Origin of the sequence: Streptococcus sp. KHUD_016 (genome assembly GCF_051106465.1) — a bacterium.
Taxonomy (GTDB): domain Bacteria; phylum Bacillota; class Bacilli; order Lactobacillales; family Streptococcaceae; genus Streptococcus.
This window is the reverse complement of record NZ_CP193663.1, coordinates 1426961-1452095: the sequence shown is the minus strand read 5'-3', so window position 1 is coordinate 1452095 and position 25135 is coordinate 1426961. Positions and strand designations below refer to the sequence as shown.

At 40.7% G+C, this 25135-nt stretch carries 23 protein-coding genes and 2 pseudogenes; 24 read left to right on the top strand and 1 reads right to left on the bottom strand.

The features are described from left to right. Positions 1 to 220 precede the first annotated feature (220 nt). The 11 genes from ACORHV_RS06780 to ACORHV_RS06730 all read left to right on the top strand — a co-directional run bounded on the left by ACORHV_RS06780 (position 221) and on the right by ACORHV_RS06730 (position 13995). Positions 221 to 1201, top strand: a complete 981-nt coding sequence (locus ACORHV_RS06780) for an acetylxylan esterase (protein ID WP_084944139.1) — start codon at positions 221 to 223, stop codon at positions 1199 to 1201. A 335-nt stretch (positions 1202 to 1536) separates the two neighbouring features. Continuing rightward, positions 1537 to 4929 (top strand): SIALI-17 repeat-containing surface protein, encoded by a 3393-nt coding sequence (locus ACORHV_RS06775; RefSeq protein WP_434397897.1) that lies wholly within the window; start codon positions 1537 to 1539, stop codon positions 4927 to 4929. Positions 4930 to 5162: 233 nt separating this feature from the next. After that, positions 5163 to 5861, top strand: coding sequence for an N-acetylmannosamine-6-phosphate 2-epimerase (locus ACORHV_RS06770; protein ID WP_001135644.1), 699 nt, complete (start codon positions 5163 to 5165; stop codon positions 5859 to 5861). A 113-nt stretch (positions 5862 to 5974) separates the two neighbouring features. Beyond that, the gene (locus ACORHV_RS06765) at positions 5975 to 7303 is read left to right on the top strand and encodes an ABC transporter substrate-binding protein (protein WP_049520432.1); all 1329 of its coding nucleotides are present in this window, start codon (positions 5975 to 5977) and stop codon (positions 7301 to 7303) included. 219 nt (positions 7304 to 7522) lie between these two features. After that, complete coding sequence (locus ACORHV_RS06760) at positions 7523 to 8389, top strand: carbohydrate ABC transporter permease (protein ID WP_002874780.1); 867 nt, start codon at positions 7523 to 7525, stop codon at positions 8387 to 8389. Between the two features lie 15 nt (positions 8390 to 8404). Beyond that, positions 8405 to 9244, top strand: coding sequence for a carbohydrate ABC transporter permease (locus tag ACORHV_RS06755; protein ID WP_001183243.1), 840 nt, complete (start codon positions 8405 to 8407; stop codon positions 9242 to 9244). 444 nt (positions 9245 to 9688) lie between these two features. Next, the gene (locus ACORHV_RS06750) at positions 9689 to 10141 is read left to right on the top strand and encodes a YhcH/YjgK/YiaL family protein (protein ID WP_434397894.1); all 453 of its coding nucleotides are present in this window, start codon (positions 9689 to 9691) and stop codon (positions 10139 to 10141) included. Between the two features lie 20 nt (positions 10142 to 10161). Continuing rightward, positions 10162 to 10806: a YesL family protein gene (locus ACORHV_RS06745; protein ID WP_434397892.1), complete on the top strand. Its 645-nt coding sequence runs from the start codon at positions 10162 to 10164 to the stop codon at positions 10804 to 10806. A gap of 171 nt (positions 10807 to 10977) precedes the next feature. Further along, complete coding sequence (locus ACORHV_RS06740; protein ID WP_033630084.1) at positions 10978 to 11895, top strand: dihydrodipicolinate synthase family protein; 918 nt, start codon at positions 10978 to 10980, stop codon at positions 11893 to 11895. 17 nt (positions 11896 to 11912) lie between these two features. Beyond that, positions 11913 to 12809 (top strand): ROK family protein, encoded by an 897-nt coding sequence (locus ACORHV_RS06735; RefSeq protein WP_434397890.1) that lies wholly within the window; start codon positions 11913 to 11915, stop codon positions 12807 to 12809. Between the two features lie 421 nt (positions 12810 to 13230). Continuing rightward, on the top strand, positions 13231 to 13995 hold the full coding sequence (locus ACORHV_RS06730) for a class I SAM-dependent methyltransferase (RefSeq protein WP_434397888.1): 765 nt from the start codon (positions 13231 to 13233) through the stop codon (positions 13993 to 13995). A 134-nt stretch (positions 13996 to 14129) separates the two neighbouring features. Here the strand turns inward: ACORHV_RS06730 and ACORHV_RS06725 are convergent, their stop codons facing one another. Next, positions 14130 to 14981 (bottom strand): MurR/RpiR family transcriptional regulator, encoded by an 852-nt coding sequence (locus ACORHV_RS06725; RefSeq protein WP_049505654.1) that lies wholly within the window; start codon positions 14979 to 14981, stop codon positions 14130 to 14132. A gap of 255 nt (positions 14982 to 15236) precedes the next feature. On the opposite strand from ACORHV_RS06725, the gene pbp2b reads away from it, so the two are divergent. From pbp2b to ACORHV_RS06660, 13 genes and pseudogenes are all read left to right on the top strand, one after another. After that, a complete protein-coding gene (gene pbp2b / locus ACORHV_RS06720; protein WP_434397885.1) occupies positions 15237 to 17279 on the top strand; it encodes a penicillin-binding protein PBP2B in 2043 nt (680 codons plus the stop codon). A gap of 10 nt (positions 17280 to 17289) precedes the next feature. After that, the gene (gene recR, locus ACORHV_RS06715; protein ID WP_000966754.1) at positions 17290 to 17886 is read left to right on the top strand and encodes a recombination mediator RecR; all 597 of its coding nucleotides are present in this window, start codon (positions 17290 to 17292) and stop codon (positions 17884 to 17886) included. 302 nt (positions 17887 to 18188) lie between these two features. Continuing rightward, a complete protein-coding gene (locus tag ACORHV_RS06710; RefSeq protein ID WP_000509001.1) occupies positions 18189 to 18464 on the top strand; it encodes a TIGR04197 family type VII secretion effector in 276 nt (91 codons plus the stop codon). After that, positions 18452 to 18823, top strand: coding sequence for a hypothetical protein (locus ACORHV_RS06705; RefSeq protein ID WP_227743429.1), 372 nt, complete (start codon positions 18452 to 18454; stop codon positions 18821 to 18823). Before ACORHV_RS06710 ends, ACORHV_RS06705 begins: the two co-directional genes overlap by 13 nt. Beyond that, positions 18814 to 20388: a virulence protein gene (locus ACORHV_RS06700; protein WP_000538407.1), complete on the top strand. Its 1575-nt coding sequence runs from the start codon at positions 18814 to 18816 to the stop codon at positions 20386 to 20388. Before ACORHV_RS06705 ends, ACORHV_RS06700 begins: the two co-directional genes overlap by 10 nt. A gap of 10 nt (positions 20389 to 20398) precedes the next feature. Next, positions 20399 to 21007, top strand: coding sequence for a hypothetical protein (locus tag ACORHV_RS06695; protein ID WP_000780960.1), 609 nt, complete (start codon positions 20399 to 20401; stop codon positions 21005 to 21007). Then, positions 21004 to 21423 (top strand): annotated as a pseudogene (locus ACORHV_RS06690) (hypothetical protein); the annotation flags it as partial. The gene ACORHV_RS06695 and the pseudogene ACORHV_RS06690, both read left to right, overlap by 4 nt. Beyond that, on the top strand, positions 21423 to 22052 hold the full coding sequence (locus ACORHV_RS06685) for a hypothetical protein (protein ID WP_095725866.1): 630 nt from the start codon (positions 21423 to 21425) through the stop codon (positions 22050 to 22052). The pseudogene ACORHV_RS06690 and the gene ACORHV_RS06685, both read left to right, overlap by 1 nt. Further along, on the top strand, positions 22049 to 22675 hold the full coding sequence (locus ACORHV_RS06680; protein WP_001223907.1) for a hypothetical protein: 627 nt from the start codon (positions 22049 to 22051) through the stop codon (positions 22673 to 22675). The genes ACORHV_RS06685 and ACORHV_RS06680 overlap by 4 nt, the downstream gene beginning before the upstream one ends. Continuing rightward, positions 22672 to 23301 (top strand): annotated as a pseudogene (locus ACORHV_RS06675) (hypothetical protein). Before ACORHV_RS06680 ends, ACORHV_RS06675 begins: the two are co-directional and overlap by 4 nt. After that, positions 23298 to 23927: a hypothetical protein gene (locus ACORHV_RS06670; RefSeq protein WP_001223900.1), complete on the top strand. Its 630-nt coding sequence runs from the start codon at positions 23298 to 23300 to the stop codon at positions 23925 to 23927. Before ACORHV_RS06675 ends, ACORHV_RS06670 begins: the two are co-directional and overlap by 4 nt. Positions 23928 to 23978: 51 nt before the next feature. Continuing rightward, complete coding sequence (locus ACORHV_RS06665; RefSeq protein WP_000884835.1) at positions 23979 to 24512, top strand: hypothetical protein; 534 nt, start codon at positions 23979 to 23981, stop codon at positions 24510 to 24512. A gap of 84 nt (positions 24513 to 24596) precedes the next feature. Further along, entirely contained in the window at positions 24597 to 25124 is a 528-nt protein-coding gene (locus ACORHV_RS06660; RefSeq protein WP_008294306.1) for a hypothetical protein, read from the top strand. Positions 25125 to 25135 lie beyond the last annotated feature (11 nt).

Here is a 25135-nt window from a genome sequence, read left to right as displayed (position 1 = left end):
CCTACCAAAAGAAATTTCAGACTTTCAAACTAGAGAAAGGAGCTAGCACCTATTGATAACCAAAGAGCGGAAACGCTCTTTTTATTTTTAAAACTACTTTCAGGCGATAGGTTTGAGGAAAGAGAATCTAAAATCACTTTCTATTTAGCATTCTTTCTTGCATTGCCTTCCTAGATATGCTAGAGTTATGATAGCGATTACAAAACTAAAGGAGCATGCTATGAAAAATCCAGCTTTACTAGAAGAAATCAAGACTTATAAAGGAAGGGATGAGGTTCCAGAAGACTTTGATGCTTTCTGGGATGAAGAGGTCAAAAAAGTTTCATCTCTTCCAGCCTACCAGTTGGAGGAAAGAGATTTCCACATTCCCCAAGTCAAGTGCTATGAGCTAACCTTTGAAGGAACTAATGAAGGCAAGGTTTATGCACGTGTCATCCTTCCAAAGAGTGAGGAGAAAGTTCCGTTAATCTTCCATTTCCATGGTTATATGGGACGTGGTTGGGACTGGGCTGACATGCTGGCCTTTACCGTGGCTGGTTACGGTGTTGTCTCCATGGATGTGCGGGGTCAGTCGGGCTACTCGCAAGACGGCTTGCGCTCACCACTAGGAAATACGGTGAAGGGGCATATCATCCGTGGTGCTGTGGAAGGCCGGAATCATCTCTTTTATAAGGATGTTTATCTGGATATTTACCAGTTGGTTGAAATTGTTGCCAGTCTGCCTCAGGTGGATGAGAAGCGGCTTTCTAGCTATGGTGCCTCACAAGGAGGGGCTTTAGCTTTGGTTGCAGCAGCGCTCAATCCTCGGATTCAGAAAACAGTTGCCATCTATCCTTTCTTGTCAGACTTTAGGCGAGTACTTGAGATTGGCAATACCAGTGAAGCCTATGATGAACTCTTCCGTTATTTCAAGTTCCACGATCCCTTCCATGAAACAGAGGATGAAATCATGGCGACTCTTGCCTATATCGATGTGAAGAATCTTGCCCATCGTATCAAAGGAGAGGTCAAGATGATTACGGGCTTGGATGACGATGTTTGCTATCCTATTACCCAGTTTGCGATTTACAACCGCCTAACTTGCGACAAGGCCTATCGCATCATGCCAGAGTATGCTCACGAAGCCATGAATGTTTTTGTCAATGACCAAGTCTATAACTGGCTCTGTGGCAGTGAGATTCCTTTTAAGTACGTAAGATAATGAATGAGAGAGCCCAGGAGCTCTCTTTTTATGTCCAAAACCTGAAAGTACTTTTAGAAAATTTAAAATATTAAAATATTCTTAAAAGTAAAATCTATTCTGTGGGAACACAGATATAAATATAAGACTTTATTGTATAATAAAGGAAAAGTCACTTGTGAAAGGAGGAAAAAGGCTGCCGGGTGGTTAAAAACTCGGGCTCAGCAGAAAATGGGAGAGGATTGGGAGCTCTCATTAAGTTGGATACTTTCTTGTAAAACTTGTCTCTTGAGAGACAATAAAAATTTTCAAAGAAAAAGAAAGCGCTTTATTTTATGAAAAATGAAAGGACAAACATGAATTACAAATCTTTAGATCGGAAACAGCGATACGGAATTCGAAAATTTGCAGTTGGGGCGGCATCTGTAGTGATTGGTACAGTAGTATTTGGAGCAAATCCAGTCTTAGCTCAAGAGCAAGCCAATGCAGCAGGGGCCAATACAGAAACTGTCGAACCTAGTCAAGGTTTATCAGAATTGCCAAAAGAAGTGTCCTCGGGAGATCTTGCTCATTTGGATAAGGATTTGGCTGGTAAATTGGCAGCAGCTCAAGACAACGGCGTTGAGGTGGACCAAGATCATTTGAAAAAAAATGAGAGTGCAGAATCAGAAACTCCATCCTCTACGGAAACCCCTGCAGAAGAAGCAAATAAGGAAGAGGAATCAGAGGATCAGGGGGCTATTCCTCGTGACTATTACTCAAGAGATTTAAAAAATGCCAATCCTGTCCTTGAAAAAGAAGATGTTGAAACCAATGCAACAAATGGTCAGAGAGTTGATTTATCAAGTGAACTAAATAAACTAAAGCAACTAAAAAATGCTACAGTTCACATGGAGTTCAAACCAGATGCATCAGCTCCACGCTTTTACAATCTCTTCTCTGTATCCAGTGACACCAAGGAAAATGAGTATTTTACTATGTCGGTCCTTGATAATACAGCTCTTATTGAAGGTCGTGGTGCTAACGGGGAGCAGTTCTATGATAAGTATACAGATGCTCCTTTGAAAGTTCGCCCTGGACAATGGAATTCAGTGACCTTTACTGTCGAACAACCGACAACGGAGTTACCTCATGGTCGAGTTCGTCTCTATGTGAACGGTGTCTTATCTCGAACAAGTCTCAAATCTGGTAACTTCATTAAAGATATGCCAGATGTTAATCAAGCTCAGCTTGGAGCAACCAAACGGGGCAATAAAACAGTTTGGGCATCAAACCTACAAGTTCGAAACCTAACCGTTTACGATCGTGCTTTAAGCCCAGATGAAGTTCAAACACGGAGTCAATTATTTGAAAGAGGTGAATTGGAACAGAAACTTCCTGAGGGAGCAAAAGTCACTGAGAAAGAAGACGTCTTTGAAGGTGGTAGGAACAATCAACCAAATAAAGATGGTATCAAGAGTTATCGTATCCCAGCTCTTCTCAAGACAGATAAAGGAACGCTGATTGCAGGAACGGATGAAAGACGTTTGCACCATTCTGACTGGGGAGATATTGGGATGGTTGTTCGTCGCAGCTCAGATAATGGGAAAACATGGGGAGACCGAATCGTAATCTCAAATCCTCGTGACAATGAGCATGCTAAACATGCAGATTGGCCATCTCCAGTCAATATTGATATGGCCTTGGTGCAAGACCCTGAAACAAAGAGAATTTTTGCAATTTATGACATGTTCCTTGAAAGTAAGGCAGTGTTTTCTCTGCCAGGGCAAGCTCCGAAAGCTTATGAACAAGTGGGAGATAAAGTTTATCAAGTTTTATATAAGCAAGGAGAATCAGGTCGCTATACGATTCGAGAAAACGGAGAGGTTTTCGACCCTCAAAATAGAAAGACAGATTATCGTGTTGTCGTTGACCCTAAAAAACCAGCCTACAGCGATAAGGGAGATTTGTATAAAGGGAATGAGCTAATCGGAAATATTTATTTTGAATATAGCGAAAAGAATATTTTTAGAGTTTCCAATACCAACTACCTATGGATGTCCTACAGTGATGACGATGGGAAGACTTGGTCTGCACCAAAAGATATTACACATGGGATTCGGAAAGATTGGATGCACTTCCTAGGAACTGGACCTGGTACGGGGATTGCCTTGCGTACAGGACCTCATAAGGGAAGACTGGTGATTCCAGTTTATACAACAAACAACGTTTCCTATCTAAGTGGTTCTCAATCATCTCGTGTAATTTACTCAGATGATCATGGTGAAACATGGCAAGCAGGGGAAGCAGTTAATGATAACCGTCCAGTAGGCAACCAAACCATTCATTCTTCAACCATGAATAATCCAGGCGCCCAAAATACGGAGTCAACTGTTGTTCAGTTGAATAATGGAGATCTCAAGCTCTTTATGCGTGGGTTGACTGGCGATCTTCAGGTTGCGACCAGTCATGATGGAGGAGCAACGTGGGATAAGGAAATCAAACGTTATCCTCAAGTAAAAGACGTTTATGTTCAAATGTCCGCTATTCACACCATGCATGAAGGAAAGGAATACATTCTACTTAGCAATGCTGGTGGTCCTGGACGCAACAATGGTTTGGTTCACCTGGCTCGTGTTGAGGAGAATGGTGAGTTGACATGGCTGAAACACAATCCTATACAAAGTGGTAAGTTTGCTTACAACTCACTCCAAGAACTTGGAAATGGCGAATATGGTTTGCTTTATGAGCATGCGGATGGCAATCAAAACGATTATACTTTATCCTATAAGAAATTCAACTGGGATTTCTTAAGCAAAGACAGAATATCTCCTAAAGAAGCAAAAGTGAAATATGCTATCCAAAAATGGCCAGGTATTATTGCCATGGAGTTCGATTCGGAAGTATTGGTCAACAAGGCTCCGACCCTTCAATTGGCAAATGGCAAGACAGCAACCTTTATGACCCAGTACGATACAAAAACTCTCCTATTCACAATAGATCCAGAGGATATGGGTCAAAGGATTACAGGTTTGGCTGAGGGTGTAATTGAAAGCATGCACAATTTACCAGTTTCTTTAGCTGGCTCTAAACTAAGCGATGGTATTAATGGCAGTGAAGCTGCTATTAATGAGGTGCTGGAGTACACAGGTGGTGTCAATGCTGAGGAAGCCCCAGTGGCAGAGATGCCAGAGTACACCGGTCCATTATCAACAGTAGGCGAAGAAGCAACTCCAACAGTAGAAAAACCTGAATTCACAGGAGGTGTTAATGCTGAGGAAGCCCCAGTGGCAGAGATGCCAGAGTACACTGGACCATTGGCAACAGTAGGCGAAGAAGCAGCACCAACGGTTGAAAAACCTGAATTTACAGGTGGTGTCAACGCTGTTGAGGCGGCAGTCCATGAACTTCCAGAGTTTAAAGGTGGGGTTAATGCAGTTCTAGCTGCATCTAACGAACTTCCTGAATATACCGGAGGTGCTAATTTTGTCTTAGCAGCTTCAAATGATCTACCAGAGTATAAGGGTGGTGTCAATGGTGCTGAGGCAGCAGTCCTTGAAGTGCCAGAGTACAAGGGAGACACCAATCTAGTATTAGCAGCTGCAGACAACAAACTGTCTATAGGCCAAGATGTGACCTATCAAGCGCCAGCAGCTAAACAAGATGAACTTCCAAATACGGGAAGCAAGGAAACAAGCTCACTGCTTTCCCTTGGCTTTGCGGGCGTCCTCTTATCACTCTTTACATTTGGCAAGAAGAGAAAAGAATAATAAGTAAAAGCTATTTGAGTAGGTCTCAGAAGAGATAGCAGGTTTTTCAGCCTGCTATCTTTTTTTATGACATTCAGGTTGATTCAAAATCATAAGAGGTCTGAAACTACTTTCAGGATAGTCTGTTCTATAAAATAGTTTTGAAACTGAAATCTATTCTACTACAAGCTATTGAAAGCGCTTAACAAATGATATATAATAAGCCCATAAGAACAAGAAAGGGAGGAAAGAGGATGCCACAGATCAGCAAAGAAGCCTTGATTGAACAAATCAAAGATGGAATCATTGTCTCTTGCCAGGCACTTCCTCACGAACCGCTTTATACAGAAGCGGGAGGAGTCATTCCCTTGCTAGTCAAAGCGGCTGAGCAAGGTGGAGCAGTCGGTATCCGAGCAAACAGTGTTCGCGATATCAAGGAAATTAAGGAAGTTACGAAACTCCCGATTATCGGGATTATCAAACGTGACTATCCACCACAGGAGCCATTCATTACAGCTACGATGAAAGAAGTGGATGAACTGGCTGAACTAGACATTGAGGTCATTGCTCTGGATTGTACTAAACGTGAACGTTACGACGGTTTGGAAATCCAAGACTTTATCCGACAAGTCAAAGAAAAATATCCACATCAACTCTTAATGGCTGATACCAGTACCTTTGAAGAGGGTATAGCAGCAGTTGAAGCAGGGATTGATTTTGTTGGAACAACCCTATCAGGTTACACTTCTTACAGTCCAAAAGTAGATGGTCCAGACTTTGAACTGATCAAAAAACTTTGCGATGCCGGTGTGGATGTCATCGCTGAAGGGAAGATTCATACACCAGAACAAGCTAAGCAAATCCTTGAATATGGGGTGCGAGGTATCGTTGTTGGTGGAGCTATTACTAGACCAAAAGAGATTACGGAACGCTTTGTTGCCGGTCTTAAATAACACAATCTCAAAAAAGAGGAGAGTGGTCGATGCGTCGGATGAAATGAAAACGTATACAAATTTAAAGAACTCATTATCCAATATGGATACGCTTATCAATTAGGAGAATACAAATGAAATTTAGAAAACTAGCTTGTACAGTACTTGCAGGTGCTGCGATTCTTGGCCTTGCTGCTTGTGGTAACTCTGGTGGAAGCAAAGATGCTGCAAATTCTGGTAGCGATAGCGGAAAAACAGAAATCACTTGGTGGGCATTCCCAGTCTTCACACAAGAAAAAACTGGTGACGGTGTTGGAACTTATGAAAAATCAATCATCGAAGCTTTTGAAAAAGCAAATCCAGATGTAAAAGTGAAATTGGAAACCATCGACTTCAAGTCAGGTCCAGAAAAGATCACAACAGCTATCGAAGCGGGAACAGCGCCAGACGTACTTTTTGACGCACCAGGGCGTATCATCCAATACGGTAAAAATGGTAAATTGGCTGAGTTGAACGACCTCTTCACAGACGAATTCGTCAAAGATGTCAACAACGAAAACATCGTACAAGCAAGTAAGGCTGGAGACAAAGCTTACATGTATCCAATCAGTTCAGCTCCATTCTACATGGCTATGAACAAGAAAATGTTGGAAGATGCTGGAGTTGCAAACCTTGTAAAAGAAGGTTGGACAACTGATGACTTTGAAAAAGTTTTGAAAGCGCTTAAAGATAAAGGCTATACACCAGGTTCATTGTTCAGTTCTGGTCAAGGGGGAGACCAAGGAACACGTGCCTTCGTTGCAAACCTTTATGGCGGTTCTGTAACAGACAAAGACGTAACCAAATATACAACAGACGATCCTAAATTCGTCAAAGGTCTTGAAAAAGCTGCTAGCTGGATTAAAGACGGTTTGTTGAACAACGGTTCACAATTTGACGGTGGAGCAGATATCCAAAACTTTGCCAACGGTCAAACTTCATACACAATCCTTTGGGCACCAGCTCAAAACGGTATCCAAGCGAAACTCTTGGAAGCAAGTAAGGTAGATGTGGTAGAAGTACCATTCCCATCAGACTCAGGTAAACCATCTCTTGAATACCTTGTAAACGGATTTGCAGTATTTAACAACAAAGACGACAAGAAAGTCGCAGCTGCTAAGAAATTCGTTCAATTCATCGCAGATGACAAAGAATGGGGTCCTAAAGACGTAGTTCGTACAGGTGCCTTCCCAGTTCGTACTTCATTTGGTAAACTTTATGAAGACAAACGTATGGAAACAATCAGTGGCTGGACTAAATACTACTCACCATACTACAACACTATCGATGGATTTGCTGAAATGAGAACCCTTTGGTTCCCAATGTTGCAATCTGTATCAAATGGTGACGAAAAACCAGCGGATGCTTTGAAAGCCTTCACTGAAAAAGCTAACGAAACCATCAAAAAAGCTACAAAACAATAAGCACTAAGTCAGATTGATTCCCCCCTTTTCCCTGTGCACTATGGTGTAAGAAAAGGGGGACTTTTGTTTGAAATGGTAGGAACTGTCACGAAATTAAAATGAAGTTCTTACATAAGCGAATCTTAAAAAATTTCATTTTGATTTTAAAACAGTTTAAGAAAATCAAAAACTATTCTATTTGAAAGAGAGGTGCCGACTGTGAAAGTCAATAAAATTCGCATGCGGGAAACAGTGATTTCCTATGCTTTCCTAGCACCAGTATTATTCTTCTTTGTGATCTTTGTCTTGGCTCCTATGATTATGGGATTCATTACAAGTTTCTTTAACTACTCCATGACTAAATTTGAGTTTGTAGGCTTTGACAACTACATTCGCATGTTTAAAGACCCTGTCTTTATGAAGTCTTTGATCAATACCGTTATCCTGGTTATTGGATCTGTTCCGATTGTGGTTCTCTTCTCGCTCTTTGTAGCATCTCAAACCTATCATCAAAATGCCATTGCCCGTTCTTTCTATCGTTTCGTCTTCTTCCTTCCTGTAGTTACAGGTAGTGTTGCCGTAACGGTTGTATGGAAATGGATTTATGACCCACTATCAGGGATTTTGAACTTTGTCCTTAAGTCAAGTCATATTATCAGCCAAAACATTTCTTGGTTGGGTGACAAAAACTGGGCTTTGCTAGCGATTATGATTATCCTTTTGACAACATCTGTTGGTCAACCGATTATCCTTTATATCGCTGCTATGGGAAATATTGACAACTCACTTGTTGAAGCGGCGCGTGTTGACGGTGCGACTGAGTTTCAAGTCTTCTGGAAGATTAAATGGCCTAGCCTTCTTCCAACAACTCTTTACATCGCGATCATTACAACCATCAACTCATTCCAATGTTTCGCCTTGATTCAGCTCTTGACTTCTGGTGGTCCAAACTACTCAACAAGTACACTGATGTACTACCTTTACGAAAAAGCTTTCCAATTGACAGAATATGGCTATGCAAATACTATCGGTGTCTTCTTGGCGGTGATGATTGCCATTGTCAGCTTTGCTCAATTCAAGATCCTCGGAAACGACGTAGAATACTAAAGAAAGGAGACAGTTATGCAACCTACACAAAAGAAACCTTTAACAGCTTTCACTGTTATTTCAACGATTATCTTGCTCTTGTTGACCGTACTGTTCATCTTTCCATTCTACTGGATCTTGACAGGTGCCTTCAAATCACAGCCTGATACCATTATGATTCCGCCACAGTGGTTCCCTAAAATGCCAACCATGGAGAACTTCCAACAACTCATGGTGCAAAACCCTGCTATGCAGTGGATGTGGAACTCTGTATTTATCTCACTGGTAACCATGTTCCTAGTGTGTGCAACCTCTTCTCTAGCAGGTTATGTCTTGGCTAAAAAACGTTTCTATGGTCAGCGCATCCTCTTTGCAGTCTTTATCGCTGCCATGGCTCTTCCAAAACAAGTTGTCCTTGTACCATTGGTACGTATCGTCAACTTCATGGGAATTCACGATACTCTTTGGGCAGTTATCCTGCCTTTGATTGGATGGCCATTCGGGGTCTTCCTTATGAAACAATTCAGTGAAAATATCCCTACAGAATTGCTTGAATCAGCTAAAATCGACGGTTGTGGTGAGATTCGTACTTTCTGGAGCGTAGCCTTCCCTATCGTGAAACCAGGATTTGCAGCCCTTGCGATCTTTACCTTCATCAATACTTGGAACGACTACTTTATGCAGTTGGTTATGTTGACTTCACGTCAAAACTTGACCATCTCACTCGGGGTTGCGACCATGCAGGCCGAAATGGCAACCAACTATGGTTTGATCATGGCAGGTGCAGCTCTTGCAGCAGTGCCAATCGTAACCGTCTTCCTTGTCTTCCAAAAATCCTTCACTCAAGGGATTACTATGGGAGCGGTTAAAGGTTAAGACCTTGCGAAAATCGAGTTTAAACGACGTTAGCGTTACCTTGCCATACTTAAGTATTGCCTGCGGTTAGCTTCCTAGTTTGTTCTTCGATTTTCGTTGAGTATAAGAGAATACAGAGTTATAAGTGTCTACAAAATGGAGAGTATGCAGTTACTTCGTGAAGTTTTGTCAGACACTTATAAACTTACGAATGAACTCTTTTCATGATACTAGTTAGAGTAGGTTCGTTTTATTGTTGCTATTTCCCGCTTTAGTGGTATCTAAGATAAGCAACTTACGCTTATCTTAGACGGAATTTTTGAGACTGATGATGAAAGAGCAAAAGGCTCAAAAATTAGGAATGAAATACCGAAGAAATTTGCTTCCGTCCGCACTGTTACAGGGAAATAGAGAAGGAACGTTCGAAACTGAAGACTAGTAACTATCAAAAACGAAGGAAACAGTATGATTTTTGACGATTTGAAAAACATCACCTTTTACAAAGGGCTTCATCCCAATCTAGATAAGGCTATCGACTATCTCTATCAGCACCGTAAGGATTCTTTCGAACTCGGTAAGTATGAGATTGACGGGGACAAGGTCTTTCTAGTTGTTCAGGAAAATGTCCTCAATCAAGCTGAAAATGATCAATTTGAGCATCATAAGAACTATGCAGACTTGCATTTGCTGGTAGAAGGGCATGAATATTCGAGCTACGGTTCACGTATCAAAGACGAGGCGGTAGCATTCGATGAAGCGAGCGACATTGGTTTTGTCCATTGTCATGAAAAATACCCACTCTTGTTGGGCTATCACAATTTTGCGATTTTCTTCCCTGGAGAACCGCACCAGCCAAATGGCTACGCAGGGATGGAAGAAAAGGTTCGCAAATATCTCTTTAAAATTTTGATTGATTAAAAGAATCAGGAGGAGCAAACATGGCACAAAAAGGAGTAAGTCTTATCAAGGCAGCATTTGATACAGATAATTTTCTCATGCGTTTCAGTGAGAAGGTCTTGGATATCGTCACAGTCAATCTTCTTTTTGTCGTCTCTTGTTTGCCCATCGTGACGACCGGAGTGGCGAAAATCAGCCTCTATGAGACTATGTTCGAGATTAAGAGAAGCAGACGGGTACCAGTCTTTAGAACTTATATAAGGGCCTTCAAGCAAAATCTGAAACTGGGGCTTCAGTTGGGGCTGTTAGAGTTGGGCATTGTATCATTAAGCTTTCTAGATCTCTATCTTTTCTGGGGACAGACAGCTTTGCCTTTCCAGATTGTGAAAGCTATTTGTTTGGGGATTCTCATCTTCCTCACTCTGGTGATGCTGGCTAGTTATCCCATCGCTGCGCGCTATGATTTGTCTTGGAAAGAAGTGCTGCAAAAAGGGCTTATCTTGGCAAGTTTTAACTTTCCGTGGTTCTTCCTCATGTTAGCCATTCTCTTTCTCATTGTGATGGTTCTTTATCTATCCGCCTTCACTCTCCTCTTGGGTGGGTCAGCTTTTATCCTCTTTGGTTTTGGTTTACTAGTCTTTCTCCAAGCAGGTTTGATGGAGAAAATCTTCAACAAATACCAGTAGGATGGCTTGTTTCTGAAACTACTTTCAATCGTTACAGTTTCTAAAATACAAGTAGAAACTAAAATCTAAGTGTATACAAGATATTGAAAGCGATTTTCACAAGGTGTATACTAAACTTGTAAAAAATAGAACTGCTCTTAGCAGAAAAAAAGAAATCTTAGGAGAAAATCTATGTCAGATTTGAAAAAATACGAAGGTGTCATTCCAGCCTTCTACGCATGTTATGATGATCAAGGAGAAGTCAGTCCAGAACGTACGCGCGCCTTGGTTCAATACTTCATTGATAAGGGAGTTCAAGGTCTCTATGTAAATGGTTCTTCTGGTGAATGTATCTACCAAAGTGTGGCAGATCGCAAGTTGATTTTGGAAGAAGTCATGGCAGTTGCCAAGGGCAAATTGACTATCATCGCTCACGTAGCTTGCAACAATACCAAAGACAGTATGGAACTTGCTCGCCACGCAGAAAGCTTGGGTGTAGATGCCATTGCAACGATTCCACCGATTTACTTCCGTTTGCCAGAATACTCAGTTGCCAAATACTGGAATGACATTAGTGCTGCAGCACCAAACACAGACTACGTGATTTATAACATTCCTCAATTGGCAGGTGTTGCTTTGACTCCAAGTCTCTACACTGAAATGTTGAAGAATCCACGTGTTATCGGTGTTAAGAACTCTTCTATGCCAGTTCAAGATATCCAAACCTTTGTCAGCCTTGGTGGAGAAGACCACATCGTATTCAATGGTCCAGATGAACAGTTCCTAGGTGGTCGCCTCATGGGTGCTAAAGCTGGTATCGGTGGTACTTATGGTGCGATGCCAGAACTCTTCTTGAAACTCAATGAGTTGATTGCTGAGAAAGACTTGGAAACAGCGCGTGAATTGCAATACGCTATCAACGCAATCATTGGCAAACTCACTTCTGCACATGGAAATATGTACGGTGTGATTAAGGAAGTCTTGAAGATCAATGAAGGACTTAACATTGGATCAGTTCGTTCACCATTGACACCAGTGACTGAAGAAGATCGCCCAGTTGTAGAAGCAGCAGCACAATTGATTCGTGAAACCAAGGAGCGCTTCCTCTAATCCATAAGGAGGTATTTATGACACACTACGTTGCAATTGATATCGGTGGAACCAACATTAAATATGGCTTGATTGACCAAGAAGGCCAACTTGTTGAATCGCATGAAATGCCAACTGAGGCGCATAAGGGTGGACCCCATATCTTACAAAAGACAAAAGATATCGTAGCCAGCTATTTAGAAAAAGGCCCAGTAGCAGGTGTTGCCATTTCTTCTGCAGGGATGGTGGATCCTGATAAGGGTGAGATTTTCTATGCTGGTCCTCAGATTCCCAACTATGCAGGAACCCAGTTCAAGAAGGAAATCGAGACGAGCTTTTCGATTCCTTGCGAAATTGAAAATGATGTCAACTGTGCAGGTCTTGCTGAGGCAGTATCTGGTTCAGGTAAGGGAGCGAGTGTCACACTTTGCTTGACCATTGGAACAGGTATCGGTGGTTGCTTGATTATGGATGGGAAAGTCTTCCATGGATTTAGCAACTCAGCCTGCGAAGTCGGTTACATGCACATGCAGGATGGAGCTTTTCAGGATCTTGCCTCTACGACAGCCTTGGTGGAGTATGTAGCAGCAGCTCATGGAGACTCAGTTGATCAGTGGAATGGCCGACGCATTTTCAAGGAAGCTACCGAAGGAAACAAGATTTGTATGGCTGGTATTGACCGCATGGTAGACTATCTAGGAAAAGGTCTGGCAAATATTTGCTACGTTGCCAATCCAGAAGTGGTCATTCTCGGTGGCGGTATCATGGGGCAAGAGGCTATCCTCAAGCCGAAGATCCGCACAGCCTTGAAGGCGGCCTTGGTACCAAGCCTAGCTGAAAAAACTCGATTAGAATTTGCCCATCACCAAAACACAGCAGGGATGTTGGGAGCCTATTATCATTTTATACTCAATGAAAATCAAAGAGCAAAGTAGGAAGCTAGCCGTAGGCAGTACTTGAGTACGGCAAGGTGAAGCTGACGTGGTTTGAATTTGATTTTCGAAGAGTATCAAGACAAAACAATCCTAGTTTGGAGCTATAGAATTAAGAAAAACACTGAATCACTACTTGAGTGAAAACTGTTTTGCTTAATTCTTTTTTTATTGAAAAATTTGAGCCAAAGGAGGTAATCGTGAGAAACTAGGAGAAAATAACTACCTTGCATAAGAAGTTAAGGCGAGAGCAATTCTATCATCCATTTAATTGATATTTAGCTTGACTAAATGGGAAAATGTGGAAAAATGATATAATGAGATGGACGAAAAATTGATAAATTAGAATTTCTAGAGGTGAGAGAAGTGTGGCAACACATCCAACTTAAATCGAAATCATATAAAATTACGAGGAGATTGTAAGATGAGTAATTATATAAAATTAAATGAAGATAGATGGAATAATGTAAAAAACGACTATACTGAGCCATTGACACATGAAGAATTAGAAGAAGCTAGAAAGCATCCAATTTCTGTTGCCTTAACTGTTGGGAAAAAAGTTCCGATAGAATGGTTTGAAAAAGCAAACGGGAAAAAGATATTAGGGTTAGCTTGTGGTGGTGGACAGCAGGGTCCCGTTTTTGCTGCAAAAGGTTATGATGTCACCATCATGGATTTTTCTAAATCACAATTAGAAAGAGATGAAATGGTTGCAAAACGAGAAGGCTTAAAAATCAATACCGTTCAAGGCGATATGACAAAACCATTCCCATTTGAAGATGAAACGTTTGATATTGTTTTTAATCCAGTTTCAAATGTATACATAGAAGATTTAGAAAACATGTATAAAGAAGCCTCTCGAGTATTGAAAAAGGGCGGTTTGTTAATGGTCGGATTCATGAATCCTTGGATCTACATGTATGATGCTGACACTGTATGGGACAAACCCGATGAGGAATTACTGTTAAAGTTTTCACTACCTTTTAATTCAAGAGAGCTTGAAGAGGAAGACAAAATTACCATCAATCCAGAATATGGATATGAATTTAGCCATACTTTAGAAAGTCAGATTAGAGGACAACTAAAAAACGGTCTCGCTATGATCGATTTTTATGAATCGTGTGACAAAAGACATCGATTGTCACGTTATGGAAATGACTACATCGCTACACTCTGCATTAAACTATGATACTATAGAACGTACTTCTGGAGAATAGCTCGTTTTATTTTACGATTAGAATTTCCCATACCCAAAATAACGCAGGGATGTTGGGTGCCTATTACCATTTCAAAACAAAACAATCCTAGTTTGGTCCAACCAAACTAGGATTTTCTAACGCGTTTTTGTCTACGATAGCCGTTGAGTTTTTTATTTTCCCAATAGCTGTTAAATATTTTTTCTTTGCTCTCGCGATTGATTTCTAAAAAGTAGGCATAAATCAAATCTATTAAAATGAGCATAGGGAGTTGAGCGGAAATACGCTGGATGTAAGAAGATTGACTATGGCTTGCCACAAGGACCGTTTCGGTGTAGGCCTGACTGTTTTTGTTTGGTGCGCTGGTAAAGAGGATGGTCTTGGCACCCATTTCCTTGGCATCCAACAAACTATCGAGGACGGATTGGGTAGTTCCTGATAGGGAAAAGCCAAGTACCAGACAGTTTTCATCCATGATACTGGTCGTCCATGCAAAGCCATCCTGGTCGGTCAAAGCTTCACAGACCACACCTAATCGCATAAAGCGCAATTTCATCTCACGGGCAATCAGACCAGAACTTCCCGTCCCGAAAAAGTAAACTCGTTCAGCGTCATCGATTAATTGGGCGACGCGTTCCAGTTGTTCTTCGTCAATCAAATCCTGTGTTTGTTCTCGCATGATACTGTAGCTTCGCAAAACACGTTTGGTTAAAGGACTGTGTTTGTGCGAATGAGTGTCCGGTTTACTAGCCTGATGCTGGTATTGAAAGACGAATTCTCGGTAGCCTGTAAAACCACACTTTTTGGCAAAGCGGGTCAAGGCTGCTTGGGAGATATGTAATTTCTGGGTAACTTGCTGAGAAGAGAGATCATCTTGGATCGTTTCAGCTTGTAAAAAATAGCGAGCGATTTCTTGCTCGAGCTCGGTTAATTCTTCAAAATGGAGGTCGATTATGGTTGCGATATCTGGCTTGTTCATGAGGCTCCTTTTTATGAGTCAAAGTCTTAAAAGTTAACGCTTTCCTAACTATTACTATCATTATATCATAGAAAATAGGATAACCAAATAAAAAGGCATTTTCAGTTAAAAGTCAAAAAATGCTTCGACTTTTCCAAGAGTTTCTCCGTAAAATATGGTACAATGAAATGTACTGAGATTCACCTGTTTACTCTATTATTTTAGGGAAAATAAAGGTGGAAATCGGGAATTTTTCTAGAAAAGAGTCTTAGTTGTATGAGAAAATTTAATAGCCATTCGATTCCGATTCGGCTTAATTTATTATTTGCGATTGTCATCCTGCTCTTTATGGCCATTATTGGTCGTTTGTTATACATGCAGGTGCTCAATAAAGATTTCTATGAAACAAAATTGGCCTCAGCCAGCCAAACAAGGGTAACAACCAGTTCAGCTCGTGGACAGATCTATGATGCGGCAGGGAAACCCTTGGTAGAAAATACTGTCAAGCAAGTTGTTTCTTTCACACGAAACAATAAAATGACAGCAGCTGAATTGAAGGAGACAGCCAAGAAACTCCTCACATATGTAAATGTAACCTCCCCTGATCTGACTGATCGACAAATTGCAGACTATTACTTGGCGGACCAGGATATTTACAAAAAAACAGTCGAATCCTTGCCAAGTGATAAACGCCTGGATTCAGATGGGAACCGCTTATCGGAAGCGACACTTTACAATAATGCGGTTGAAAGCATTGACGTGAGTCAGCTTAATTATACAGATGACCAGAAAAAGGAAATCTATCTCTTTAGTCAGCTCAATGCTGTTGAAAATTTTGCAACGGGAACCATTTCTACGGATGCCTTAGATGATACCCAAGTTGCTCTCGTTGCATCAGCGTCCAAGGAATTACCAGGTATCAGCATTTCAACCTCATGGGATCGTAAAGTACTGGATACATCTTTATCGACAATCGTCGGTAGCGTTTCAAATGAAAAGTCAGGACTTCCAGCTGAGGAAGTTGATGCTTATCTCAAAAAAGGGTATTCTCTCAATGACCGAGTGGGAACTTCCTATCTTGAAAAGCAATATGAAGATGTTCTTCAAGGCAAACGCTCCGTCAAAGAAATCCATCTCGACAAACACGGAAATATGGAAAGTGTGGAAAATGTCGAAGAAGGAAGCAAAGGAAACAATATCAAGTTAACGATTGATCTAGCTTTCCAGGATGGTGTGGATGACCTACTCAAGAGTTACTTCAACTCAGAGTTGGGCAATGGTGGAGCCAAATACTCTGAAGGAGTCTACGCTGTAGCTCTTAATCCTAAAACCGGAGCAGTTTTGGCGATGTCAGGTGTCAAGCATGATGTCGAATCCGGTAAATTAAGTTCAGATTCGCTTGGAACGATAACCAACGTCTTTGTGCCAGGATCTGTTGTTAAGGCAGCGACCATCAGCTCTGGTTGGGAAAATGGAGTCTTGTCAGGCAATCAAACCTTGACAGACCAGCCGATTGTTTTCCAAGGTTCGGCCCCTATCAATTCATGGTACACCTTGTCCTATGGCTCTTTCCCGATCACAGCAGTTGAGGCTTTGGAATACTCTTCTAATGCCTATATGATTCAAACTGCCCTAGGAATGATGGGCCAAACCTATCAACCAGATATGACAGTCAAGACAGACCGATTAGAGCCTGCTATGGAAAAACTACGCGCGACTTTTAGTGAGTATGGTTTGGGTGCTTCTACAGGCATTGACCTTCCAGATGAGTCAACTGGTTTTATACCAAAAGAGTATAATTTTGCTAATTACATTACCAATGCCTTTGGTCAGTTTGATAACTACACCCCAATGCAATTGGCCCAGTACGTTGGAACTATTGCCAACAACGGTGTTCGGATTGCCCCCCACATCGTTGAAGGGGTTTATGGAAACAATGACCAAGGTGGCCTAGGTAGTCTGGTTCAAGAAACAGCCACTAAGGAACTAAACAAGGTCAATATCTCAGAATCAGATATGGCTATCTTGCAGCAAGGTTTCTATCAAGTTTCGCATGGAACGAGTGCTCTAACAACTGGTCGTGCCTTTTCAAATGGCGCCGCCGTTTCCATCAGCGGGAAAACGGGTACTGCCGAAAGTTACGTTAATGGCGGTCAAAAAGCCAACAATACTAACGCAGTCGCCTATGCGCCGACCGAAAATCCTCAAATCGCAGTCGCAGTCGTCTTTCCTCATAACACCAACCTTACAAACGGTGTCGGACCTTCTATTGCACGCGACATTATCAATCTTTATCACCAACACCATCCAATGAATTAGAAAGGAACTTATGCTGTATCCAACACCTATTGCCAAGCTGATTGATAGCTATTCAAAGTTACCAGGTATCGGGATTAAAACGGCTACCCGCCTCGCCTTCTATACCATTGGAATGTCTGATGACGATGTCAATGAATTTGCCAAAAATCTCCTATCTGCCAAGCGGGAATTAACCTATTGTTCCATCTGTGGCCGCCTGACGGATGATGACCCCTGCTCAATCTGTACAGATCCGACTCGAGATCAGACAACCATCTTGGTGCTAGAGGATAGTCGCGATGTGGCTGCTATGGAAAACATCCAAGAATACCACGGACTCTATCATGTCTTGCACGGCCTCATTTCTCCGATGAATGGCATCAGCCCAGACGATATCAACCTCAAGAGTCTCATGACCCGTCTCATGGATAGTGAGGTTTCAGAGGTGATTGTGGCAACCAATGCGACAGCGGATGGGGAAGCGACATCGATGTATCTCTCTCGTTTGCTCAAGCCAGCTGGTATCAAGGTCACTCGCCTAGCACGAGGACTAGCCGTGGGAGCAGATATCGAGTATGCGGACGAAGTCACACTCTTACGAGCCATTGAAAATCGGACAGAGTTGTAGGAGTCAGTAAAAACGTAGCTCATTTTGACACATAAGACAAGCCCTAGGAATTTTTCTAGGGCTTGTCTTTTTCTGTTTCTCACGAGAGGTGAACAAGCCTTGCTAATAAGACTACTCAAACTATAAGGCATCAGAAAACGGGTCTCCAAAATCACTAGTGGCGTCTTTGTCAAACTCATTCACTGAGCGATAGAGTTTACTCTAAGGAGATGAGCTCACTTGCCCTTAGGATTTGTTTTGAAATCGTACTATTTTTGTGTTATGATATGGTCAATATACAATGAATAAAGGGAGTTTGAAGTATGGGTGGAAAGATAAAATCTAGCACGATAGCAGCAGAGGCAGCTATTAATGAATTGGTCGGGTATGACACGAGCAAGAAGCAAAATCAGCAAGTAGAATTTTCATATACTTCTGAAATTGCTGGGATGGAAGCTGGACGTCAGGCCTGCAATCAAATGCTTCAGGCGGTCAGTGATTTCAGCTCGGCTGTTTTGACCCAAGCAAATAAGTTTCCAGAAATTGCTCATAAGATTGAAAAACGCGACGTAGAGCTGGCTAAGAGATGGGAACATTAAAAATGGCAGATAAGAACGAAGAAAAACGCTACAAACTTTGGCGAGAAATTGTCAAGATTGACGATAAAGAAGAAAGTCTTCAGACTCTAAAAAGACAATATGAACAGCAGGTAACTCACTTTCACTCAGAAATCCAGAGTATCCACCATCGTATGGCGACTCTATTAGCTATCTCGCCTAGTTCTCGTCAAGTGATAGAGCAAATCGAAAGTGATAATAGAACCATTCAACGACAGATCAACTCTTATGTAGATGAGGAACTGGATGAATTGGGAAAACAAACGAAGAAGGCTCGTCGGTCTTTCGATGAAGCTAGAGAAGAACTGATATCAGAAAGGAATCGGCTACCATGGGAGTAAAATACAGCGCACAAGAATCCCAAGAATTGATTCAAGCTATGACTAACAATCTCCAGGTCGCAAATGAAGTCACGGACCGCTTATCTAGTGGATGTGACCACCTGATTTCCTCTTTAGACTCAGGTGAGCTGACAGGAGCAGCCTACACAGCTGGGAAGGGTCTTTTTACAGAGATTATCATCCCCAGCATCAAGAAGTTACAAGCAGCGATAGATGATATCCAACTAGAGTTGACCTCCTACAAAAATGCGGATGCTCAGGTCTCTGGATATGGAGATTTGGACATGGACCAGCTCAAGGAACTGAAAAAATTGAGGGAAGAGCAGTTAGCTATCGTAGAAGCTCAGATTCAAGCGAGGGAGAATTGGTTAAATCAAATCAAAGATTTCTTTACACTGAATTGGGGGAAAGCTTTCTCTGAGAAGACCATCCTCTACAATACCAAGTCTCAAATCGAGTCAGGTATTCAGGATTTGGATGACAAGATTGAAAAACTAGAATTTTTTGTCTCAGAGGTTTCCCAGTATTTCAGCGATAGTCTAGAAGTCCTTAGCTTAGCGATTCAAGGAGCTACGCAACTAAGTAAAGTCATTGTCGATAGCGATGGCAACTACTATGCGGACGGTCTGGACATGAGCTGGGTGCAAAAGATGAAGGATGTGAAGATTGTTTCGCATGCAAAAAGAGATTTTCAAGATTCAGAAACTCGTGCAATCAATAAAGCTTCTAGGGATATGATGCTATCGGACGATGGTGATGCCTACTATCGTGCCGAATTAAAGAAGCGCTTAAAAGGCCATGACAAGTCCGAATGGGATAAAATAATTGACGACTACAATCACACTCTTAAGATTGATGAGACAGGGAATATCATTGAAATTCATTCCTTGGAACAAGGCTATGTCGTTTTAAAAAATGGGAAATATGATGCTGACTATACTCATTTGGTTAACAAAAAGCTTGATGAACTAAAAGCCCAAAACTTTGAAGCAAATTCAGTCGAATTTTGGAGTGGAGTAGCTCAAATTTTCTCTGGATTGGGAGTTTACTTTGCGAGTGGAGCCCTAGAAGTCTTGAGTGTAATGGCTGGTCCGCCAACAGCAGGGACAAGTATCGTAGCTGGTACCGCAGCATCTGTAACAGGGGTTCAATATGGGAATGTACTGATAGCTAGTGGAGCAGTAACTAGCTTATCAGCTATCACAAAGACAGCCTTACAAAATGGCGAAATTCAGGTTGATTATTCCAGTAACTATGACAGCTGGAAGGCAAATAAACCGACGAGTAAGTCTTTTGGAAAAAAGATTTCTGGACGAGTTAACGGTAAAAAAGTCGATAATATTCGAGTTGATGCGGAGCCAGATAGTGGGAAAATCCAAGTTCAATCGGGGAGTGGAAAGTCAGGTTATAACCTCGACATAGATATTGAAGCCTCAACTATTTCAAGTAGGCAGGATATTGTAAACTGGGTAAATGAACAATCTGAACTAAATGGACTTGGAAAAGGAGCTAAAGAAGAAGTTATCAAAAATATGTGGAAAGCTTTTAAATACTTGACGCAATAAGGAGTGAACAATGAAATTATATTTAAAAGGTGATTATACAAAAAGAGTACCTTATGGTTATTTAGAACTAGCTGGTAAAATGTGGTTTCCAGAAGATGAGCAAATTTCTTACTCAAATGCTGGGAACAATGATGCATTACAAGAAGATTTTTTCTCAAATTTATCCTTGAGGAAAGGCACTGCCGATAAGAGATGGTCTAGTGTCCCCCTAAAGGAAGGGGTACGAAGACTCTTTTCACATATTAAGGAAAGTATTGAAATTAATTTTGAAGATGCATTTGCTACGGATTATAATGAAAAGGGAGACTATCTCCGTATTTTAACCACCCATCTAGAAGTTTTGACAGTTGATAAACGAGCTATGTACATTATGGCGCTTGAGATTGCAAAGGTGATTGATGGGCAAATTAGCGAGGATAATAAGAAGACATGGCTAACAGTCGAGGAGTTTAGGAAAAAGCACGAGGCTATTCTATCTCTAACTTTTGAAGAAGCAAATGAACTAAGTTTGACTGAAATTCAAACGATGGATGTGGTAGACGACCCTCTTTGGGAGGAAGAAGCCAATCGTCGAAAAGAATATATACTAGCACATGGAGGCGATATCTCAGATTTATGAGACTATATATCAAAAGTGATTTTACGAAAAAAATAGACTTCACAACTAGAGAGCTTGTTTGGAAGATGTGGTTTAAGGAACGGAATGGCAAGAAAATAAGTTTCTCCAATGTTGGTGATGATGCTATGTTACAGGATGATTTCTTTTTTGGAGTTCAATTTGATAAATGGCGATTTAATGATAAACGATGGAATCATATACCATACGATAAGAGCAATCCTTGGACTTCGTTTTCTGATGAAAACATTCAATTGGAATTTGAAAATGATTTTATTACTGATGGGAGAGAACGTGGAGAAAACCTTAGGATTGCTACGACACATACGGATATTTTAACGGTTGATAAACGAGCTATGTATATCATGGCAGTCGAGGTAGCTTCTGCAATTGATGGTCAGATTAGCGAGGAAGACGAGTGAGACTATACATCAAAGGCGATTACACCAAAGAAATTCCATTTGATTACATGGAACTAGCGAAAAGGATGTGGTTTGAGAAAAAAGATGGAATAGAGCCAGATTTATCGTATGCTGGGTATCTAGATTTACCAATCGATAAACTTTCTATTCACTTAGAATTAGACAAGGAAACTCATGATGTTAGATGGAGGAGTGTCCAAATAAAGGAAGGGATAAAATATGATTTTTTATCACATAAATGTGAATATATACAGCTAGATTACGAAGATGCTATCATGTCGGACTTTCGTGAGAAAGGCGAATGTTTAAGAATCGCTTCTACCCACCTTGACCTTCTCACTGTTGATAAACGAGCTATGTATATTATGGCTATTGAAATTGCGACTGCTATTGATGGTCAGATTAGCGAAGATGATAAAGAGAGCTGGTTAAGTGTGGAGGAATTTAAAAAACGGCATGAGGATATCCTTTCGATGAGTTATGAAGAGGCTAATGAGCTGAGTTTGGAAGAAATTCCATTTATGGACGATGTGAGAGACCCAGTCTGGGAAGAAGATGACCGCAGGAATGAAGAATACATCAAAATCCATGGCGAGCCAGTTTATGATGACGAGGAAGATGAGTGAGAATATACATCAAAGGTGATTATACTAGAAAAGTGTCATTTGGCTACAGAGAACTCGCATGGAAAATGTGGTTTAAAGAAAGAAATGGTAAAAAAATAAGTTTCTCAAATGTCGGGGATGATGAGATGTTGCAAAATGACTTCTATTTATCTTTACGGTTAGATAAGTGGGGAGCAAGTGGCTCTCGTTGGAAAGATGCCAAGGTTAAAGGTGGCAGTGCAATCAATTCCCAAATGTATGAAAATATTGATTTGGATTATGAAGGAAGTTATGAAAGCGACGGTAGAGAAAAGGGAAAATACCTAAGAATCGCTTCGAATTATCTAGATATATTAACAGTTGATAAGCGAGCTATGTATATTATGGCACTCGAAATTGCGACTGCGATTGATGGAAAAATTAGTGAAGATGATAAGAAAACATGGCTAACAATCGAGGAATTCAAGAAAAAGCACCAAGATATCTTATCTTTAACCTTTGATGAAGCAAATGAGATGAGTTTGGAAGAAATTCAAACGATTGATGCTATTGACGATCCCATCTGGGAAGAATTGGATAAGAAGCGTGAGGAGTACATCCAAATCCATGGTGAACGAGTTTATGAAGATGAGGAAGATGAGTGAGACTATACATCAAAAGTGATTTTACGAAAAAAATAGACTTCACAACTAGAGAGCTTGTTTGGAAGATGTGGTTTAAGGAACGGAAAGGCAAGAAAATAAGTTTCTCCAATGTTGGTGATGATGCCATGCTACAGGATGATTTTTACTTTGGTGTTCGGTTACACAAATGGGCTTCTGTTGATGAAAGATGGGATAAAGCTTCTTTTATAATTCCGAGCAATCCTTGGTTGTCTTTGGAATATGAGAGTATAACATTGGAATTTGAAAAAACTTTCATTACAGAGTGGAGAGAACGTGGGGATTATCTACGTATCGCAACCTCTCATACAGATGTGTTAACAGTTGATAAACGAGCTATGTATATCATGGCAGTCGAGGTAGCTTCTGCAATTGATGGTCGGATTAGCGAGGATGACAAGGAGACCTGGATGGATGTAGAGACTTTTAAGGAGTTGCACAAGGATGTCTTATCACTAAGTTAAGATAAAGCAACCGATATCAGCGTGGAGGAACTGAAAAGTTTGAAACCTGTAGAGGAACCTTTGTGGGATGAAGAAGAACGTCTTCGTGAAGAATACATCAAAATCCATGGTGAACGTGTGTATGACGACGAGGAAGACGAGTGAGAATTTACATCAAAGGTGATTACATCAAAGAAATTCCATTTGATTACATGGAACTAGCGAAAAGGATGTGGTTTGATACTAAAGATGGGAAGACAGTAGATATTTCTTATTTTGGGAATACTCGCCCATTTAAAACAGACCCAACTATTCACTTGAAATTGAATAAGTGGATGCATGATAATAGATGGAATAATGTTCAGTTGAAAGAAGGGATTATCAATAAATTTGGGAGTCATGTATATGAAAATCTTGAATTAGATTTTGAAGACAATCCAGCAACAGACTATCGAGAAAAAGGAGACTGTCTACGTTTAGCTTCTACCCACTTTGACCTTCTCACTGTTGATAAACGAGCTATGTATATTATGGCCATTGAAATTGCGACTGCTATTGATGGTCAGATTAGCGAAGATGATAAAGAGAGCTGGTTAAGTGTGGAGGAATTTAAAAACCGGCATGAGGATATCCTTTCGATGAGTTATGAAGAAGCTAATGAGCTGAGTTTGGAAGAAATTTCATTTATGGACCATGTGAGAGACCCAGTCTGGGAAGAAGATGACCGTAGAAATGAAGAATACATCAAAATCCATGGCGAGCCAGTTTATGATGATGAGGAAGGTGAGTGAGAATTTATAATCCCACTTATTTGAAAGAGAGTGTTGATAGAGGAAAGGCGAATGTTAGATAAAGTAAAACAGTTTAAGTGGTTGATTGTATTGTCCTTGTTCCTATTAGCGATTCCTTTATATTTTACTTACAATCATTTCCAACAATCTAGTGCTTTAAAAGAATCCTTTGAGAAAAATGAAAGAATTGAAGTTCTTCATCGTTTGACGTCATCAGAAAAATATGCGTCTGACATCCGCAAGGCAGGATATACTATTCCTTCTGACGGAGCTATTCGATTGGATGGAGTTATTTATCCATTAGAAATAGAAGGAGAGTTACATTTGAAAATTAGCCCTCCCAAAAAGGATGCTAAGGATTTTCAGTTATTTTTCATCACACAGGTTAATGAAAAACAAACGCATGTAGCTTTTATTTTAGATAAAAATCTGAATTTAATTGATTCTAGCTATTCTCAGCAAAATGGTAACGGGAAAAGAGAGATTGTTTCTATCCCCCAAGCCGAAGAAGATTACTTGTTGAGAAGTGTTCAAAGCGAGATTGATGACTTCATGAAAAAGATGTATCAAACCTTGTATGGTTAGATTTTTAGAGAAAGTAACTTCTTACTCAACGCAATGCTGTATGAACAAGACTTCTATGATAACTTAGACAGAGGGGGTGAAAAAATGTCAGGACTTAAAAAAATACTGATCGTTATTGGTTCTGTAATTGCCTTAGCTACTGGCTTGAATCTTTATTTTCAGTATCAAAACCACCAAGAACATATGCAATTAAAAACCTCCTTTGAAGAGAGGGACAATATAGTCGTCTTACAACGTTTGATGGCATCAGAAAAATATGCACCTGACATCCGTAAAGCGGGCTATGTCGTTCCTCCCGATGGAGCTATTCGATTGGATGGAGGAATTGACTCCATAGAGATAAAAGGAGACATCAATTTGGACATCTCAAATCCGGGACGGAATGGGGTTACTGCTTATTTTGAAATAGAGATAGATGGTAGAATAACTAGTGTACTCTATGAATTGGATAAGAACTTTGATTTAGTTTCTAGCGCTTATTTTCAAATAAATGAAAGAAATATAAATGAGAGGGTGACTATTCCCAAAGTCGAAGAAGAGCGCCTATTAAAGATTGTTCAAAAAGAGCTTGATGTCTTCATGAAAAAGATGTATCAAACCTTGTATGGATAGTTTGTTATATT

Coding starts and splice junctions, on each gene's coding strand:
- ACORHV_RS06740 (WP_033630084.1), top strand. CDS start 10,978: ATGTCAGATTTGAAAAAATACGAAGGTGTCATTCCAGCCTTCTACGCA.
- ACORHV_RS06770 (WP_001135644.1), top strand. CDS start 5,163: ATGCCACAGATCAGCAAAGAAGCCTTGATTGAACAAATCAAAGATGGA.
- recR (WP_000966754.1), top strand. CDS start 17,290: ATGCTGTATCCAACACCTATTGCCAAGCTGATTGATAGCTATTCAAAG.
- ACORHV_RS06765 (WP_049520432.1), top strand. CDS start 5,975: ATGAAATTTAGAAAACTAGCTTGTACAGTACTTGCAGGTGCTGCGATT.
- ACORHV_RS06710 (WP_000509001.1), top strand. CDS start 18,189: ATGGGTGGAAAGATAAAATCTAGCACGATAGCAGCAGAGGCAGCTATT.
- ACORHV_RS06780 (WP_084944139.1), top strand. CDS start 221: ATGAAAAATCCAGCTTTACTAGAAGAAATCAAGACTTATAAAGGAAGG.
- ACORHV_RS06745 (WP_434397892.1), top strand. CDS start 10,162: ATGGCACAAAAAGGAGTAAGTCTTATCAAGGCAGCATTTGATACAGAT.
- ACORHV_RS06695 (WP_000780960.1), top strand. CDS start 20,399: ATGAAATTATATTTAAAAGGTGATTATACAAAAAGAGTACCTTATGGT.
- ACORHV_RS06755 (WP_001183243.1), top strand. CDS start 8,405: ATGCAACCTACACAAAAGAAACCTTTAACAGCTTTCACTGTTATTTCA.
- ACORHV_RS06700 (WP_000538407.1), top strand. CDS start 18,814: ATGGGAGTAAAATACAGCGCACAAGAATCCCAAGAATTGATTCAAGCT.
- pbp2b (WP_434397885.1), top strand. CDS start 15,237: ATGAGAAAATTTAATAGCCATTCGATTCCGATTCGGCTTAATTTATTA.
- ACORHV_RS06775 (WP_434397897.1), top strand. CDS start 1,537: ATGAATTACAAATCTTTAGATCGGAAACAGCGATACGGAATTCGAAAA.
- ACORHV_RS06750 (WP_434397894.1), top strand. CDS start 9,689: ATGATTTTTGACGATTTGAAAAACATCACCTTTTACAAAGGGCTTCAT.
- ACORHV_RS06760 (WP_002874780.1), top strand. CDS start 7,523: ATGCGGGAAACAGTGATTTCCTATGCTTTCCTAGCACCAGTATTATTC.
- ACORHV_RS06730 (WP_434397888.1), top strand. CDS start 13,231: ATGAGTAATTATATAAAATTAAATGAAGATAGATGGAATAATGTAAAA.
- ACORHV_RS06735 (WP_434397890.1), top strand. CDS start 11,913: ATGACACACTACGTTGCAATTGATATCGGTGGAACCAACATTAAATAT.
- ACORHV_RS06725 (WP_049505654.1), bottom strand. CDS start 14,981: ATGAACAAGCCAGATATCGCAACCATAATCGACCTCCATTTTGAAGAA.
- ACORHV_RS06660 (WP_008294306.1), top strand. CDS start 24,597: ATGTCAGGACTTAAAAAAATACTGATCGTTATTGGTTCTGTAATTGCC.
- ACORHV_RS06705 (WP_227743429.1), top strand. CDS start 18,452: ATGGGAACATTAAAAATGGCAGATAAGAACGAAGAAAAACGCTACAAA.
- ACORHV_RS06665 (WP_000884835.1), top strand. CDS start 23,979: ATGTTAGATAAAGTAAAACAGTTTAAGTGGTTGATTGTATTGTCCTTG.